Source organism: Pseudomonas sp. TMP9 (genome assembly GCF_037943105.1).
Taxonomy (GTDB): domain Bacteria; phylum Pseudomonadota; class Gammaproteobacteria; order Pseudomonadales; family Pseudomonadaceae; genus Aquipseudomonas.
In genome coordinates, this window is the sequence record NZ_CP149803.1 from 2,737,809 (window position 1) to 2,753,659 (window position 15,851).

Annotated in this window: 14 protein-coding genes; 5 read left to right on the forward strand and 9 right to left on the reverse strand. The window is 58.0% G+C overall.

Annotation, left to right across the window (positions count from 1 at the left end; genetic code table 11):
- The first annotated feature begins 52 nt into the window (after positions 1-52).
- Positions 53-1,432: an exodeoxyribonuclease VII large subunit gene (gene xseA, locus WF513_RS13055; RefSeq protein ID WP_339083568.1), complete on the forward strand. Its 1,380-nt coding sequence runs from the start codon at positions 53-55 to the stop codon at positions 1,430-1,432.
- On the opposite strand, the gene WF513_RS13060 is transcribed toward xseA, so the two are convergent.
- Positions 1,418-1,585: a rubredoxin gene (locus WF513_RS13060; RefSeq protein WP_339079816.1), complete on the reverse strand. Its 168-nt coding sequence runs from the start codon at positions 1,583-1,585 to the stop codon at positions 1,418-1,420. The two genes, xseA and WF513_RS13060, sit on opposite strands and share 15 nt — an antisense overlap.
- Positions 1,586-2,794, reverse strand: a complete 1,209-nt coding sequence (locus WF513_RS13065) for an alkane 1-monooxygenase (RefSeq protein WP_339079817.1) — start codon at positions 2,792-2,794, stop codon at positions 1,586-1,588.
- A gap of 110 nt (positions 2,795-2,904) precedes the next feature.
- Between WF513_RS13065 and WF513_RS13070 the strand changes: the two genes are divergently transcribed.
- The 3 genes from WF513_RS13070 (at position 2,905) to leuA (ending at position 6,903) form a co-directional block, all read left to right on the forward strand.
- On the forward strand, positions 2,905-3,939 hold the full coding sequence (locus WF513_RS13070) for an AraC family transcriptional regulator (RefSeq protein WP_339079818.1): 1,035 nt from the start codon (positions 2,905-2,907) through the stop codon (positions 3,937-3,939).
- A gap of 155 nt (positions 3,940-4,094) precedes the next feature.
- The gene (locus tag WF513_RS13075) at positions 4,095-4,916 is read left to right on the forward strand and encodes a peptidoglycan DD-metalloendopeptidase family protein (protein WP_339079819.1); all 822 of its coding nucleotides are present in this window, start codon (positions 4,095-4,097) and stop codon (positions 4,914-4,916) included.
- A 316-nt stretch (positions 4,917-5,232) separates the two neighbouring features.
- Positions 5,233-6,903, forward strand: coding sequence for a 2-isopropylmalate synthase (leuA, locus tag WF513_RS13080; RefSeq protein ID WP_339079820.1), 1,671 nt, complete (start codon positions 5,233-5,235; stop codon positions 6,901-6,903).
- A gap of 57 nt (positions 6,904-6,960) precedes the next feature.
- Here the strand turns inward: leuA and WF513_RS13085 are convergent, their stop codons facing one another.
- Positions 6,961-7,329 (reverse strand): helix-turn-helix domain-containing protein, encoded by a 369-nt coding sequence (locus WF513_RS13085; protein ID WP_339079821.1) that lies wholly within the window; start codon positions 7,327-7,329, stop codon positions 6,961-6,963.
- 120 nt (positions 7,330-7,449) lie between these two features.
- Here WF513_RS13085 and WF513_RS13090 point away from each other — a divergent pair, with 120 nt between their 5' ends.
- Complete coding sequence (locus WF513_RS13090) at positions 7,450-8,550, forward strand: alkene reductase (protein ID WP_339079822.1); 1,101 nt, start codon at positions 7,450-7,452, stop codon at positions 8,548-8,550.
- A 158-nt stretch (positions 8,551-8,708) separates the two neighbouring features.
- Here WF513_RS13090 and WF513_RS13095 read toward each other — a convergent pair whose 3' ends face one another.
- The 6 genes from WF513_RS13095 to ispG all read right to left on the reverse strand — a co-directional run bounded on the left by WF513_RS13095 (position 8,709) and on the right by ispG (position 15,851).
- Entirely contained in the window at positions 8,709-9,857 is a 1,149-nt protein-coding gene (locus WF513_RS13095; RefSeq protein ID WP_339079823.1) for a pyridoxal phosphate-dependent aminotransferase, read from the reverse strand.
- Between the two features lie 151 nt (positions 9,858-10,008).
- Positions 10,009-11,481: a ribosome biogenesis GTPase Der gene (der, locus tag WF513_RS13100; RefSeq protein ID WP_339079824.1), complete on the reverse strand. Its 1,473-nt coding sequence runs from the start codon at positions 11,479-11,481 to the stop codon at positions 10,009-10,011.
- 126 nt (positions 11,482-11,607) lie between these two features.
- Complete coding sequence (gene bamB, locus WF513_RS13105) at positions 11,608-12,759, reverse strand: outer membrane protein assembly factor BamB (protein ID WP_339083570.1); 1,152 nt, start codon at positions 12,757-12,759, stop codon at positions 11,608-11,610.
- Positions 12,752-13,396, reverse strand: a complete 645-nt coding sequence (locus WF513_RS13110) for a tetratricopeptide repeat protein (RefSeq protein ID WP_339079825.1) — start codon at positions 13,394-13,396, stop codon at positions 12,752-12,754. The genes bamB and WF513_RS13110 overlap by 8 nt, the downstream gene beginning before the upstream one ends.
- A 37-nt stretch (positions 13,397-13,433) precedes the next feature.
- Entirely contained in the window at positions 13,434-14,723 is a 1,290-nt protein-coding gene (gene hisS / locus WF513_RS13115) for a histidine--tRNA ligase (RefSeq protein WP_339079826.1), read from the reverse strand.
- An 18-nt stretch (positions 14,724-14,741) separates the two neighbouring features.
- Entirely contained in the window at positions 14,742-15,851 is a 1,110-nt protein-coding gene (ispG, locus tag WF513_RS13120) for a flavodoxin-dependent (E)-4-hydroxy-3-methylbut-2-enyl-diphosphate synthase (RefSeq protein WP_339079827.1), read from the reverse strand.

Consider the following 15,851-nt stretch of genomic DNA (forward strand, 5'->3'; position numbering starts at 1 on the left):
TCAAGGTCAATCCGCTATGGTCAGTCTGAGTAAAGCCTTTATCATGCCGGCCATGATCAAAGACCCCTTCCAACGCCTAAACCTCGACCGCGAGGTGCTCAGCGTCAGTCAGTTGAACAACCGCGCACGCCTGCTCCTGGAAGATGTTTTCGGCGGCATCTGGGTTGAAGGCGAGATCTCCAACCTGGCCAAGCCGGCGTCTGGGCACATTTATTTCACCCTAAAAGACAGCCAGGCACAGGTGCGCTGCGCGTTGTTCCGGCAGAACGCAGCCAAGGCCCGCCAGGCGCTGCGTGACGGTCTGGCGGTGAAGGTACGCGGTAAGGTCTCGCTGTTTGAAGGCCGCGGCGATTACCAGTTGATTCTCGATGCGGTGGAGCCCGCCGGCGATGGCGCGCTGCGCCTGGCGTTCGAGGCGCTGAAGGAAAAGCTCAGCGCTGAAGGCTTGTTCGCAGCCGAGAGCAAAATCGCCCTGCCAGCCCACCCGAAACGCATTGGCATTATCAGCTCGCCGACCGGCGCGGTGATCCGCGACATCATCAGCGTCTTTCGCCGCCGTGCGCCGCAGGTGGAACTGACCCTGATCCCCACCGCCGTGCAAGGCCGTGACGCCACCGCGCAGATTGTTCGCGCACTGGGCATCGCCGATGCCAAGGGCTTTGATGCGCTGATCCTGGCCCGTGGCGGTGGCTCGCTGGAAGACCTCTGGTGCTTTAATGAAGAGCCGGTGGCCCGTGCCATTGCTGCGTGCATTACGCCCATCGTCAGCGCCGTGGGCCATGAAACCGATGTTTCCATCGCCGATTTCGTCGCCGACGTACGCGCGCCAACGCCCTCAGCGGCCGCCGAGTTACTGGCCCCCGACAGCAGTGAGCTGGTGCAACGCCTTTACACCCTCAAGCGCCGCTTGAACCTGCGCATGCAACACCGCTTGGAGCGCGAACGCATGCGTCTGGAGGGCTTGCAACGGCGCTTGCGCCATCCGGGTGAACGCTTACGCCAGCATGCTCAACGCATTGATGATTTGGAGATGCGTCTGAGTCGTGCCTTCGAGCGGCAACTGAATAATCGCCGCGAGTGCTTAGCCCGCCTGCAAACTCGACTGTTGAGCCTGCACCCAGAGCGTAACCTCAAGCTGCTTGATCAACGCCTAAACGCGCTGAGCGAACGCCTGCAACGCAGCATGCGCGAAGGCCTCAAGGCGCGTCACTTGCGCCTGCACAGCCAGGTGCAAACGCTGCATGCCATCAGCCCGCTGGCGACCTTAAGCCGCGGTTACAGCATCCTGCTGGATGAGCGCGGCCGCGCCATTCGTAACGCGGCCGACACCCGCCCCGGCCAACGCCTGCAGGCTAAATTAGGCGCTGGCGAGTTGGTGGTGCGGGTGGAAGATAACCACCTCGCGCCGGTCACCTTGTCACTCCTCGACTAGCTCAAAGTCTTCTTTGCCGCGCACCGCACAGTCGGGGCAGAAAAAGTCTTCGGGCAAGTCAGCAAAAGTGGTGCCGGAGGCAAAGCCCTCGTGGGGTTCGCCGAGCGCTTCGTCGTAGTGGTAACCACAACCGGGGCACAGGTACTTGGCCATTTACGCCTCCTGCGCCGCATGCGGCTGCACGCTAACGCCGGCATAACGCGCCTCTAGCTCGGCACGCCGGCCGGGCACAATATTCACCTTGTCAAAGTCACCGGCGATGTGTGGCAACGCCAGCACGCGTTTATCCATAACCCGGTACCAAAGCGCAGGCACCATCGCCAAGGCATACATACCGGAATAACCAGTAGGCAGGGTTGGCAAGTTGGGGAAGCTGCGCAGGCTTTGATAGTGCCGGGTTGGATTGGCGTGGTGGTCAGAATGGCGCTCCAGTTGGAACAGCAGCAGGTTAGAGGCCAAGTAATCGGCATTCCAACTGTGCCAAGGCTGGCAGTGCTCATACGCACCGTTGGGTTTGCGCTGACGCAGCAGGCCGTAGTGTTCGATGTAGTTGGCACTGGTCAGCTGCCACCAGCCGTAGAAATTCTGCATCAACAGAAACGGCAGCATGATCCACCCAAACGCCACGATCAGCGCGCCCTGCAATACCAAGGTCAGGGCATAGGACTGCAGCACTTCGTTGCTGGGATGCCAAACGGATTTGCCTTGGCGGGTCAGGCGTTCTTTTTCGCACGCCCAGCCGCGAAGAAAGCCTGCTGGTATTTCCGTCCAGGCAAATTGGTAAATGTTCTGACCCATCTTCGAGCTGGCCGGATCTTCCGGGGTGGCGACATGCCGGTGATGGCCACGGTTATGCTCAACACAGAAATGCCCATAACCCGATACCGCTAACGCGATGCGCGCCATCCAACGCTCCAAGGCAGGCTTTTTATGACCCAACTCATGAGCGGTGTTGATGCCCAGGCCGCTATACAGGCCGGCTGTCAGCGTCAGCATCAGGAAGGCCGGTAGACCCAGGTCATGGCTGGAGATAAACCAGGCAAAGATCACCAGCACCAGCACATGCATGGGCACCGTGAGAATGGGCAACCAGCGGTAATAGGCATCGGCTTCCAGCTGGGGCACCAGCTCCTCGGGCGGATTGTTACGGTCCTCACCGATCAACCAGTCCAGCGCGCTGACGCCGATATAGGCGGTTAGCAATGGCACCACGAACACCCATTGATTGCCTGTTAGGTAGAACAAGCCGATGCCGCTGAGGGCAATCAAGGGATAGAGCAAGGACACCAGCCACAGGTAGCGCTTGCGGTCTTGGTAAGTAATCTCGCCTTGTTCAGGGTGCTGCAGAGTGAACTGATGCATTGCCTAGTCCTCATGGACGTTTATTGTGCTTATCACTCTAAGGCCGTAAGGCGCGGACTTAAATTGCAGTTAATGACGCATTACTGGTCATTTATCGCCATACTCAGCCCATGAACAGCGAACTCAACCAACTGCCCACCCCCAGCACCTACACCCGGCTCCTGCTGCAACGCTGGCCGGAGCAGGCGGGCAACCTGCTGGCGGGTACCGGGCTGGGGGACAGCCTAGCGCCGACCACCACGCACATTAGCGCGGCGCAACAACTGCAGATCTTCCGCAATGTGATGGCGCTGACCGGGCGAACTGACTGGGGGCTTATTTTCGGGCAGCAACTGAATATCACCAGCCACGGCCCGCTGGGGTTTGCCGCGCTGAGTGCGCCAACCTTAGGTGAGGGGCTGGATGTATTAGTGCAGTTTGCGCGGATACGCTCGCCCTTCATCAGCTTTAGCGCCAGTCAGCAAAACAACTTTTTCTGCCTGACGGTGGACACTACACGCTACCCCTTGGGTGAACTGGAACTGCCGCTGATTGAGGTGCTGATGCAAATCGCCAGCAGCTATGTCGACGCCGTAATGGGCCATAGTGCCCGCGAGGTGATTGTGCAGTTTGCTTGGCCTGCGCCGCCGCATGCAGCGCTGTATGCCCAGTACTTCAATGGCCGCTGCGAGTTCAATGCCGCCACCACGGCCTTTAAGCTGCCCGCAGGGCTGCGCCGCCTGCCCTGCCCCTTGCATGACGAAAAAACCTATCGCGCCGCCTTGATGCGCTGCCGCGAAGCACTCAACAGCCTGCTTCACCCCAAAGACATTCTGACCCGCGCCGAGCATTGGCTGATGGCCCACTTTGATCAACTCACCACACTCGGCGACCCCATCAGCCAACCTCGGCTGGACGATTTGGCTGCCGCACTGGCGCTATCACCGCGCACCCTAATCCGCCGGCTGGATGAACACGGCAGCAGTTTTCGCAGCCTGTGCAGCGCCCAGCAACAGCAACTCGCCTGCCGCTTGCTGAGCGATGCGCGTTACTCGGTCAGCGATATTGCGCAGTTATTGGGCTACAGCGATGCCGCCAATTTCGGCCGGGCTTTCCGGCAAATGACTGGCGTCGCGCCCGGGCAATACCGGCGCGGAAAACGCTAAGATGCACGTGCCAAGCCACCCAACAATGCCGTTACCGCTGCCGATTTCGGCGCAGATTGCTGTCACAGTGGCTCGGTTATCGTAACCAGAACATGGCGCTCGGCAGATCAAAGCAGCACGTCATAACCACGATAAACCCACTTAACGGAAGCCCTATGCGCCTGCTTGCTCTCGCCATTGCCCTCTGCCTCGCCCTGCCCGTCCACGCTGAAGGCTTTATCAGTCGCCTGTTGAATAAACCGGTACCCGGGGGCGTTGCGGTGGTTGACCTGGGGCCGGCGCCAAACGCACCGGCTGCTCGCTTTCAGAACAAGCCGGTGCTGGTCATTCACGAGGATCAACAACGCTGGATCGCCATAGTCGGCATCCCTTTGAGTGTGAAGCCAGGCATTGAGCAGTTGCTGGTAGCAGGTAAAACACGTGAATTCGAAGTGGGTAATAAGCATTACACCGAGCAACGCATCACCATCAAAAATCAGCAGCAAGTCAACCCGAACGCCAAGAACCTCGCGCGCATTGAGCGGGAGCTAAGCGAGCAAACTCATGCCTATCAGCAATTCAGCGCCCGCCAGCCAAGCAATCTGTTATTCGACAGGCCGGTCAACGGGCCGCTGTCCAGCCCGTTTGGCCTGCGCCGCTTCTTCAACGGTGAAGAACGTAACCCGCACTCCGGACTGGATTTTGCGGCTAACAGCGGCACCCCGATCAAAGCCCCGGCTGCCGGTAAGGTGATCCTGATTGGCGACTATTTTTTTAACGGTAAAACGGTGTTTATCGACCATGGCCAAGGCTTGATCAGCATGTTTTGTCACCTCTCAGCCATCGGGGTGAAACTGGGTGACGAACTGCCGCGCGGCGGCGTACTCGGCAAAGTCGGCGCCACCGGCCGGGCCACTGGGCCGCATTTGCACTGGAATGTCAGCCTGAATGACGCCCGCGTGGACCCGGCGATTTTCATTGGCGCATTCAAACCCTGAGGTGCTGACGCCTGAGCACCACAAACGCCATAGCAACCCGGCAGCTGCCGAACGCGCGCGTCACAGGCCGCACAATTGATGAGCAGCGAGACCGAACTCAGCGCAATAAAATCTCGCTTAAATTTATAAATCGACTGAAAACACCATTTATTGCGCAAAGCTTGCAAGCCCCTATCGCCATAGATAGGGTTTACGCCATGAACACCCACCACCCCTACTGGGTATGCCTGCGTTTGCTGGGTTAATACCTGCAGCCATCGCCACTTTTGAAGAGCCCGCTCGGCCGCCCACTGCCGTGCGCTAAAAGGACTGCCCCATGAGCATGCTTAAAGACCCTTCTAGCAAATACCGTCCGTTCACCCAAATTGCCATCGCCGATCGCACGTGGCCGGACCAGATCATCGACAGGGCCCCCATCTGGCTCTCAACCGATTTGCGCGACGGCAATCAGTCGTTGATCGAGCCGATGGATGCCGAAAAAAAGATGCGCTTCTTCAAGTGCTTGCTGGCCGTGGGCTTGAAAGAAATTGAAGTGGGTTTTCCGTCTGCCTCGCAGACCGACTTCGACTTCGTTCGCGAGCTGATCGAAGGTGGCCACATCCCCGATGACGTGACCATCCAGGTGCTGACTCAAGCCCGCGACGACCTTATCGAGCGTACTTTCGAGTCCCTCAAGGGTGCGAAGAAAGCCATCGTGCATTACTACAACGCCTGCGCGCCGAGCTTCCGTAAAATTGTTTTCAATCAGGACAAAGCGGGCGTCAAAGGCATCGCCGTAGCCGCGGGCAAAACCATCAAGCGCCTGGCCGATGCTGAGCCAGAAACCCAGTGGGGCTTTGAGTACTCGCCGGAAGTGTTTAGCAGCACTGAAACTGACTTTGCCGTCGAGGTGTGCAACGCCGTGATCGCGGTGTTCCAGCCCACTCCAGCGCAGCCGTTGATCCTCAACTTGCCCGCCACCATCGAGTGCGCCACGCCAAACAACTATGCCGACCAGATTGAATGGTTCGGTCGCCACATCGACAAGCGTGGCAGCGTGTTGCTCAGCGTGCACACCCATAACGACCGTGGCACCGGCGTTGCGGCCACCGAACTGGCCATAATGGCTGGCGCGGATCGCGTTGAAGGCTGCTTGTTCGGTAACGGTGAGCGCACCGGCAACGTGTGCTTGGTAACGCTGGCGCTGAACCTTTACACCCAAGGCGTAAACCCGCAACTGGACTTCTCTGACATCGACAACGTGCGCAAAGTGGTCGAAGACTGCAACCAGATCCCGGTGCACCCACGCCACCCCTACGTTGGCGATTTGGTCCACACGGCGTTCTCTGGCTCGCACCAGGATGCAATCCGCAAAGGCTTCGCCCAGCGTCAGCAAGGCACGCTGTGGGAAGTGCCCTACCTACCGATTGATCCTGCTGATATCGGCCGTGATTACGAGGCGGTGATTCGCGTTAACAGCCAATCCGGTAAAGGCGGCATCACCTTCCTGCTTGAGCAGGAGTACGGCATCAACCTGCCGCGCCGCATGCAGATTGAGTTCAGCCAAGTGGTGCAGAAAGAAACAGATCGCTTAGGCCTTGAGATGAGCGCCGCACAAATCCACCAATTGCTTGAGCGCGAATACTTGCAAGCCACGACGCCTTACGCCCTGAAAGGCCATCGTTTGCAGGAAGAAAATGGCACCAGTGCCGTTGATGTTGAGGTCAACAACGCGGGGCAAACCCAGCACTGGCGCGGTATCGGCAAAGGCCCGCTGGAAGCACTGGTGGCCGGCCTGCCGGTGGCCGTGGAAATCATGGATTACAGCGAACATGCAATTGGTGCAGGCACTCATGCTAAAGCTGCAGCCTATATCGAACTGCGCGTTAACGGCGGACGGGCCCTGCACGGTGTTGGTATTGATGAAAACCTGACCACGGCAAGCTTCCGTGCGTTATTTAGCGCACTCAACCGCGCCATCGGCCAGGCCGCCGAGCACGCTGCCTGAGCGACACAGGGTCGCTCGCGTGATTTGAGACACTGGCGACTTAACCGCTCCCCCCCCTCAATCACCCTGCTGCTGACTGTGACTGCGTCCCCATTCACACATGGCGGCCAGCACTGGCTGCAGGGTGGCGCCATGCTCAGTCACGCAATACTCCACCCGTGGTGGCACCTCAGCAAATACCGTGCGGGTGAGCACGCCAACACGCTCTAGTTCACGTAACTGCTGGGTCAGCATTTTCTCGGTGATGTCCGGCACGAGCCGCTTCAGTTCAGAAAACCGCAGCGGACCATTGAGCAAGCGATACACCAACAAGGCTTTCCACTTGCCGCCAATCACCTCCAGGGTGATATCCATCGGCGTGCTGTAGACCTTATCGCCCTGCACCACGCGCTTGTTTTCGATCGGTGTGGCGTGCTGTTCGGCCATCATTGCTTACCCCCAAGTAAGTTACCGCCTTTATCGTACGTACTTCCCAAAAAGATCGCTACGCGCATAATAGCCGCCATGGCTCATGCCAGCCACTTGAATGACCTTAATGGAGGTTTTATGACGATTGAACACCTGCTCAGCCCCTTGCAAATCGGCGCGCTCACCCTACCGAACCGCCTGGTAATGGCACCACTGACCCGCCAGCGCAGCCTGCCGGGCAATATCCCGAGCGAGCTGAACGCCCACTACTATGCCCAACGCGCTAACGCCGGTTTGGTCATCAGTGAAGCCAGCCAAGTCTGCCCGGAAGGTCAGGGCTATGCCTGGTCTCCGGGCATCCACAGCGATGCGCAAATTGCTGGTTGGCAGCAAGTGACTCAGGCTGTGCATGACGCGGGCGGGCGTATTTTCCTCCAACTCTGGCATGTGGGCCGCATCTCCCATCCGTTGCTGCAGCCAAATGGCGCGGCCCCAGTCGCCCCCTCAGCCGTTCAGGCCCAAGCCGAGTGCTATGTGGTCGAGGCAGACGGCAGCCACCATAAAGCGGCAACGGCTATGCCACGGGCGCTGGAGCTCAATGAGCTGCCTGGCGTGGTTGAAGCCTATGCCCACGGCAGCGTCAATGCGCTCAAGGCTGGGTTTGATGGTGTTGAAGTGCATGCCGCCAACGGCTATCTGCTCGACCAGTTCCTTTGCTCTGACAGTAACCAGCGCACTGACGCGTATGGTGGCTCAGCTGAAAACCGCGCCCGCTTTGTATTAGACGTCGTCGACGCCACGGTTGCAGCCGTCGGGGATAGCCGCAAAGTCGGTATCCGCATCTCGCCCATGGGCACCTTCGGCGATGTTAACGATGCCAATCCGCTGGAGACTTTCAGCTACCTGGTCGCGCAACTTAACAGCCGCCAGTTGGCCTATTTGCATGTCAACCGCCCGGATTGGTTAGGCGGCACCTTCGAGGGCTTTGATGCATTACTCAGCACACTGCGCCAGATTTATACCGGTACAGTGATTATCGCGGGCGGGCAAACGGCAGAAAGCGGCGAGCAGGCCGTTGCCGATGGTTTGGCTGACCTTGTGGCCTACGGCCGCCCCTATATCGCCAACCCAGATCTGCTCGCCCGTTTCAAAGCGGGCGCCGCACTCAACCCGCTTGACGGCAATACTCTGTATGGCGGCGGCGCTGAGGGTTACACCGACTACCCAAGCATGAGCTGAACATTGCAGCGTTAACAAAACGCCGGGCAATGCTCGGCGTTTTGCTGTGTGCACGCTTCCGGCCAACCGGACATAAGTAGTGCGCTGAGCCACCCAGCGCGGATGACTGGCGCTCGCAGCTCAAATCAACTAAAGCAGCTTGCGATCGTCCAACTGTCTTAAATCACGCAGAGCTTCGCCGCTGCCTGACGCAAAGTTTCTTCGCGTTTGGCGAAGCAAAAACGCAGCAAACGTAAACCCTGCGGTGGCTGCTGGTAGAACACCGAAATCGGAATAGCCGCCACACCCTGCTCGCGGGTCAACCATTGGGCCATGGCCAGGTCATCTAAATCAGGTCGAATAGCTGAGTAGTCAACTAACTGGAAAAAGCTGCCGGCAGTGCGGGTAAAACTGAAACGCGAATCGGCCAGCAGGTCGCAGAACAGATCGCGCTTGGCCTGATAGAACGCCGGCAACGCTGCAACATGCTCGGGGTGCTCAGCCATATAATCCGCCAATGCCCATTGCAGCGGCGTCACAGCGCAGAAGCTGACGTACTGATGCACTTTGCGCAGCTCCGCAGTCAGGGCCGGCGGCGCCACCACATAACCCGTTTTCCAGCCAGTGACGTGATAGGTCTTGCCGAACGAACTGACCACAAAAGCGCGCGCATAAAGCTCCTCATGAGTGAGGATGCTGGCGTGTTGGCTGCCATCAAACACCAGGTGTTCATAGACCTCATCGCTGATCAGGTAAATATCGCGACCGCGTATCAGTTCAGCGAGCCGGTCCAGTTCGGCCCGGCAGATCAGCGCGCCGCTGGGGTTGTGCGGGCTGTTGAGGATGATCAAGCGAGTCTTACTGCTGAGTGCATCCAACAGGCGCTGCCAATCGATGGCGAATCCCGGAAAAGCCAGCGGCACATGCACGCAGCGCCCGCCGGCCAACTCGACCGCCGGCTCGTAACTGTCGTAACACGGGTCAAAGACGATGACCTCATCACCCGGATGAATCAGTGCCTGCACCGCACAGAAAATCGCCTGGGTCGCCCCCGGCGTGATGGTGACTTCACTGTCGGCACTGACAACACGGCCATAACTGCGCGCAACCTTTGCCGCTACTTGCTCGCGCAGCGCCGGCAGACCAGCCATCGGCGCATATTGGTTGGCACCGGCAGCAATGTGACGGCTAACAGCCTCGCGCAGCGCCAACGGCCCATCAAAGTCAGGAAAACCCTGAGACAGATTAAGCGCACCGGTTTCCATGGCGAGCTGCGACATGCGGGTGAAGATAGTGGTGCCAACGCTCGGCAGTTTGCTCAACATCATCGCGTTAATCCGTTGGGCAGGTAGTACCCGCCAAAGACCTTAGACAAGCGGATTTAACCCGCCCTATAGCCCTGCAAAACGCAGGATAGCTCAACCCAGATAACGGCAAAAGGCACCCGCAGGTGCCTTTCTAGAGCGATTAACGTCAAGCTTAACGCTTGTCTTTACGCTTCTTCTCAGCCTTCTTGTGATGGCTCATCATCCGCCGCTTCTTGTTCACCTGACGGTCTGTGAGGGAGTTTTTATTGCCCTCATAAGGATTCTCGCCGCCTTTGAACTCAATACGGATCGGCGTACCGACCAGCTTGAGTACGCGGCGATAGGTGTTTTCCAAATAGCGGATATAGGACTTGGGCACCGCATCAACTTGGTTACCGTGAATCACGATCAGCGGCGGGTTGGCACCACCCAAGTGGGCATAGCGCAATTTGATGCGGCGATTGTTGACCATGGGGGGCGCGTGATCGCTGACGGCGTCTTCAAGAATCGTGGTCAGACGGTTGGTCGGCCAGCGGGTGATCGCCGACTTGAACGAGGCCTGCACCGACTTGTACAGGTTGCCAACACCGGTACCATGCAGCGCCGAGATAAAGTGGATATCGGCGAAGTCGACGAAGAACAGCCTGCGTTGCAGTTCGACCTTCACATAGTCGCGCTCGCTGGGCTCCATGCCGTCCCACTTGTTCAGAGCGATCACCAGTGCACGACCGCTTTCTAGGACGAAGCCAAGCAGGTTGAGGTCATGGTCGACCACACCTTCGCGGGCATCCATGACGAACACCACAACGTTGGAATCCTGAATCGCTTGCAGGGTTTTCACCACCGAGAACTTTTCCACCGCCTCAAAGATCTTGCCGCGACGACGTACGCCGGCGGTGTCGATCAAGGTGTACTTCTCGTCATCACGCTCGAACGGGATATAGATACTGTCGCGGGTCGTACCAGGCTGGTCATAAACGATGACCCTGTCTTCACCGAGCATGCGGTTGACCAAGGTCGACTTGCCCACGTTCGGCCGGCCGATAATTGCCAGCTTGATGCCGTCTTTCTCGCTTGGTCCGGGGATGCGCTTAGCTTCCTGACCTTCAAGAACAACTTCCTCTTCCTCACCCTCTTCCGGCTCGGTGGCATCCTTGGGGAAGGAACCCAGCACAGCTTCGAGCATCTGCGTCAGGCCGCGACCGTGAGCACCGGCAATCGGCAGCGACTCACCCATGCCCATGCTGGAAAATTCAGCGCGGGCTAGGTCAGCGTCGATGTTATCGACTTTATTGATCACCAAAAAACTGCGCTTGTTACGACGACGCAAATGCTCACCGATCATCTGATCGGAGGCCGACAAACCCGCGCGGGCATCTACCAGAAACAATACGGCATCGGCTTCTTCAATGGCCTGCAGCGATTGCTCGGCCATCTTTGCGTCAATGCCTTCTTCGTCACCGGAGATACCACCGGTGTCGATGACGATATAGGTTCGCCCCTGCCACTTGGCCTCGCCGTATTGGCGATCACGGGTCAGACCAGACAGGTCGCCGACAATCGCGTCACGGGACTTGGTCAAGCGGTTAAACAGGGTGGACTTGCCGACATTAGGGCGGCCCACCAGGGCAATTACGGGAACCATTAGGCTCTCCACTTCGTTATTTCAGAAAATACAAAAGCCGCTGCAGGGGCAGCGGCCGGAATTCATTGCACTGGCCGTGCTACACGACGCGATGCGCCATGCAGCAAGACCAAAGCGACTAGCAGGTTACTTGATGGTTAAAGCCACCAAATTGCCACCGTTGCCAAAGGCATACAGCCAACCACCGGCAACCAAGGGGCGTGCACGCAAGCCATCGCTGTCGATACGTATGCGGCCGACAAAACGGCCATCCACCTGGCTGACCAGGTGCAGGTAACCTTCCAGGTCACCGAACGCTACGTAGCTGGAGAACACTTCCGGCGCAGACAACTGCCGGCGAGCCAGTGAATCGTTAGTCCAGAGTGCCGAAGCCGAACGCTCATCGATACCTTCAACAGTACCGTTGGCCAGGTTTACATAAACACTGCCGTAACCCTGTGCCACGCCGACGGAGCTGGATGCTTCGCGCTGCCAAAGGATACGACCGCTTTCCAGGTCCATCGCCGCCACACGGCCTTGATAGCTGACCGCATAAAGCGTACCCGCCGAAAGCAGCAAGCCACCGTCGATATCAACAACCCGCTCTAACTCGGAGCGGCCTTGTGGCACGGCAACGCGCTGCTCCCACACCGGAATGCCACGCTGTGCATCCAGCGCAATCACCTTGCCAGTGGATAAGCCAGCGATGGCCAGACGATTGGTCAGTACTGGGCTGCCCGTACCACGCAGTGTGAGTACCGCAGGCGTGTTTTCAAAAATCCAACGCTGCTCGCCGGTGTTCATGTCAAAGGCGATCAAACGATCATCCTGAGTCTGCACCAACACCACGTCACCATTCAGCGCAGGCGCGGCCAACACTTCACTGGTGACCCGAGCTCGCCACTTTTCTTCACCGCTGGCGGTATCAAGGGCGATGATTTCGCCTTTGAGTGTGCCGACCACGACCAAGCCGTAACCGGCAGCAACGGCGCCCGACACCGGCAGTTCCAGCTCAGTTTTCCAGATAACTTTGCCGCTCATACGGTCCATAGCCACGACCAAGCCTTCGACGTCGGCCGCATAAATTTGCTCACCATCAATCGCTGGCGCCAGCATATTGAAGGACTCGCCCTGGCCTGCGCCAATCGAGCGGCTCCACTCTTTCTGCAGGCTGACCTCTTGCTCGAATTTAGGCAAATCGGCGGGTGGCAGTTCCTTTTTGCTATTGCTGCTGCAACCTACAGCCAAAAAGGCCAAGGCAAGCAGTGCTGCATTCTTCCAAGGCATCACGTCACGCATCCCCTTTTGCCAAATCATCAAGCTTCATTTGCAGACCACCAACAGCCGCTTCTTCAGAGAGCGCAGCCTTGGCTTTTTCATAAGCGGCATGCGCCTCATCGGCACGACCGAGTTGCACCAGCACATCGCCCTTGAGCTCTTCGCGCGTAGCAGTGAATGCCGGCGCCACCTTAGCATCCAGCAATTTCAGGGCTTCTTCTGCCTTGTCTTGCGCGGCCAGCACACGCGCCAAGCGCTGACGGGCGAGCTCAGCCAAGCTGTCATCTGCCGGCTTATCAACAATCGATTGAAGCTCACTGGCAGCATCAGCCAGCTTGCCTGCTTCGACAGCCACCTTGGCCACGAACAAGCTGCCGTACTGAGCGTAATGAGTGCCTGCGTAGTCGTTCTTCAGGGTGTTGGCCAATTCGGCAACTTTACCAGCGTCGGGCTTGCCACTCGGGTCGAGGGCTGCTTCTAACAACTGCTGATAAACCAAGGACGCACCATGAGCTTGATCAGCTTGGTACTTCTGCCAGCCCTGCCAGCCGAAAACTGCCACCAACGCCAGTACAACACCAATCAGCAATGGCTTACCGTTTTGCTGCCACCAGTCTTTGATTACCGCCAGTTCTTCATCATCAGTACGCGAAACCACCCCAACACTCCTATTCGCTAAATCACTTAACAGGCTCTCAAGCCTGATTGGCGCAGGTCGCCAGATGATCGGCCAATGCCGACCAAGCAATACTTTGTTGCTCGCCCTGACCGCGCAGCGGCTTGCAACCTACCACTTGCTGAGCCAATTCGTCTTCACCCAGAATCAGGGCATACAGCGCACCGCTTTTGTCGGCTTTTTTGAACTGACTTTTGAAGCTACCGGCCCCCGCATTGACTTGCAGTCGCAGGTGCGGCAATTGATCACGCAGACGCTCACTCAAAGCCAGCGCCGCTAACTCAGCAGGCTCACCGAAGGCGCACAGGTAAACATCAACGGTACGGGCGATTTCAGCCGGTACTTTACCTAGAGTTTCGAGTAACAGCACCAACCGTTCGATGCCCATGGCAAAGCCTACACCCGGCGTTGGCTTGCCGCCCATCTGCTCAACCAAACCATCATAGCGCCCACCCGCGCAGACAGTGCCTTGGGAGCCGAGCTGATCGGTGACCCACTCGAACACCGTTTTGCTGTAGTAATCCAAGCCTCGCACCAACTTGGGGTTGATCACATAAGGCACACCCGCCGCATCTAAGCGGGCTTTTAGCCCATCGAAATGCACGCGCGACTCTTCATCTAAGTAATCAGCCAGCTTCGGCGCGTTGACTAAAACGGCTTGGGTTTCTGGGGCCTTGCTATCGAGCACGCGCAGCGGGTTGCTGGCCATGCGGCGACGGCTGTCTTCATCCAGTAAGTCGGCATGGGCCATCAAAAACTCGACCAGCGCCTCGCGGTATACGCCGCGTGCAGCGCTGGTACCGAGGCTGTTGAGCTCAAGTTTCACTGCATCACGAATGCCTAACATTCCCCAAAGACGCCACGTCAGCACGATCAGCTCAGCGTCGATGTCTGGACCGTCGACGTTAAAGACTTCCACACCGATCTGATGAAACTGACGATAACGGCCTTTCTGCGGACGCTCGTGACGGAACATCGGCCCGATGTACCAGAGTTTCTGGGTCTGCCCACCACCTGCTAGGCCATGCTCAAGCACAGCGCGCACGCACGCAGCAGTGCCTTCCGGGCGTAGAGTCAGGGAATCGCCGTTACGGTCGTCAAAGGTGTACATCTCTTTCTCGACGATATCGGTCACTTCGCCGATGGAGCGCTTGAACAGCTCGGTGAATTCGACGATCGGCATGCGCATCTGTCGATAGCCATAGCCGTCAAGCAGATTGGCTACTGTGCCTTCAAAATAGCGCCAAAGCGGAGTCTGCTCGGGCAGGATATCGTTCATGCCACGGATGGCTTGCAGGGACTTACTCAATTCAATTCCTTAACGGTGTTAGCTGCGCAGAATCAGAGCGGCATCAGCGGCGACCTTATCGGCCGCTTTCTGGCGGATCAGCTTTTCCAGCTCATCAACCAGGTTGTCATTGCCCAGCTTGAGCGCCGGCTTACCATCGATATAAATCAGGTTAGGCGAGCCACCGGTCAGGCCGATATGCGCCTCTTTAGCTTCACCAGGGCCGTTAACTACACAGCCGATCACGGCCACATCCAACGGCACCAGCAGGTCTTCAACGCGCTGTTCCAGCTCATTCATGGTCTTGACCACATCGAAGTTCTGCCGCGAACAGCTCGGGCAGGCGATGAAGTTGATGCCCCGCGAACGCAAACGCAGGGACTTGAGGATGTCGTAACCGACCTTAATCTCTTCTACGGGATCCGCCGCGAGAGAAATCCGGATCGTGTCGCCGATACCCTCAGCCAACAACATGCCCAAGCCAACTGCTGATTTTACGGTGCCGGAGCGCAAACCGCCTGCCTCGGTAATACCCAAGTGCAGGGGCTGCTCAATTTGTTTGGCCAGCAACCGATAAGCGGCAACGGCCATAAACACATCGGAGGCCTTTACGCTGACCTTGAAGTCAGGAAAATTCAGACGATCTAAATGTTCAACGTGACGCAACGCGGACTCAACCAACGCCTCGGGTGTTGGCTCGCCGTATTTTTTCTGCAGGTCTTTTTCCAGCGACCCGGCATTTACCCCGATGCGGATCGGGATGCCTTTGTCACGGGCGGCTTCAACAACGGCACGCACTCGATCCTCGCGGCCGATATTGCCGGGATTGATGCGCAGGCAATCGACACCGAGCTCAGCCACACGCAAGGCGATCTTGTAATCGAAGTGGATGTCTGCAACCAGTGGCACTCGCACCTGCTGCTTAATTCGACCAAAGGCTTCAGCCGCATCCATGTCCGGTACCGAAATACGCACAATGTCAGCGCCAGCATCTTCAAGACGCCGAATCTGCGCGACGGTGGCGGCAACATCGTTGGTATCACTGTTGGTCATGCTCTGCACGGCAATGGGGGCATCGCCACCCACCGGCACAGCGCCGACCCAGATTTTGCGCGAAATACGACGCTTGATAGGTGACGGATACTGCAT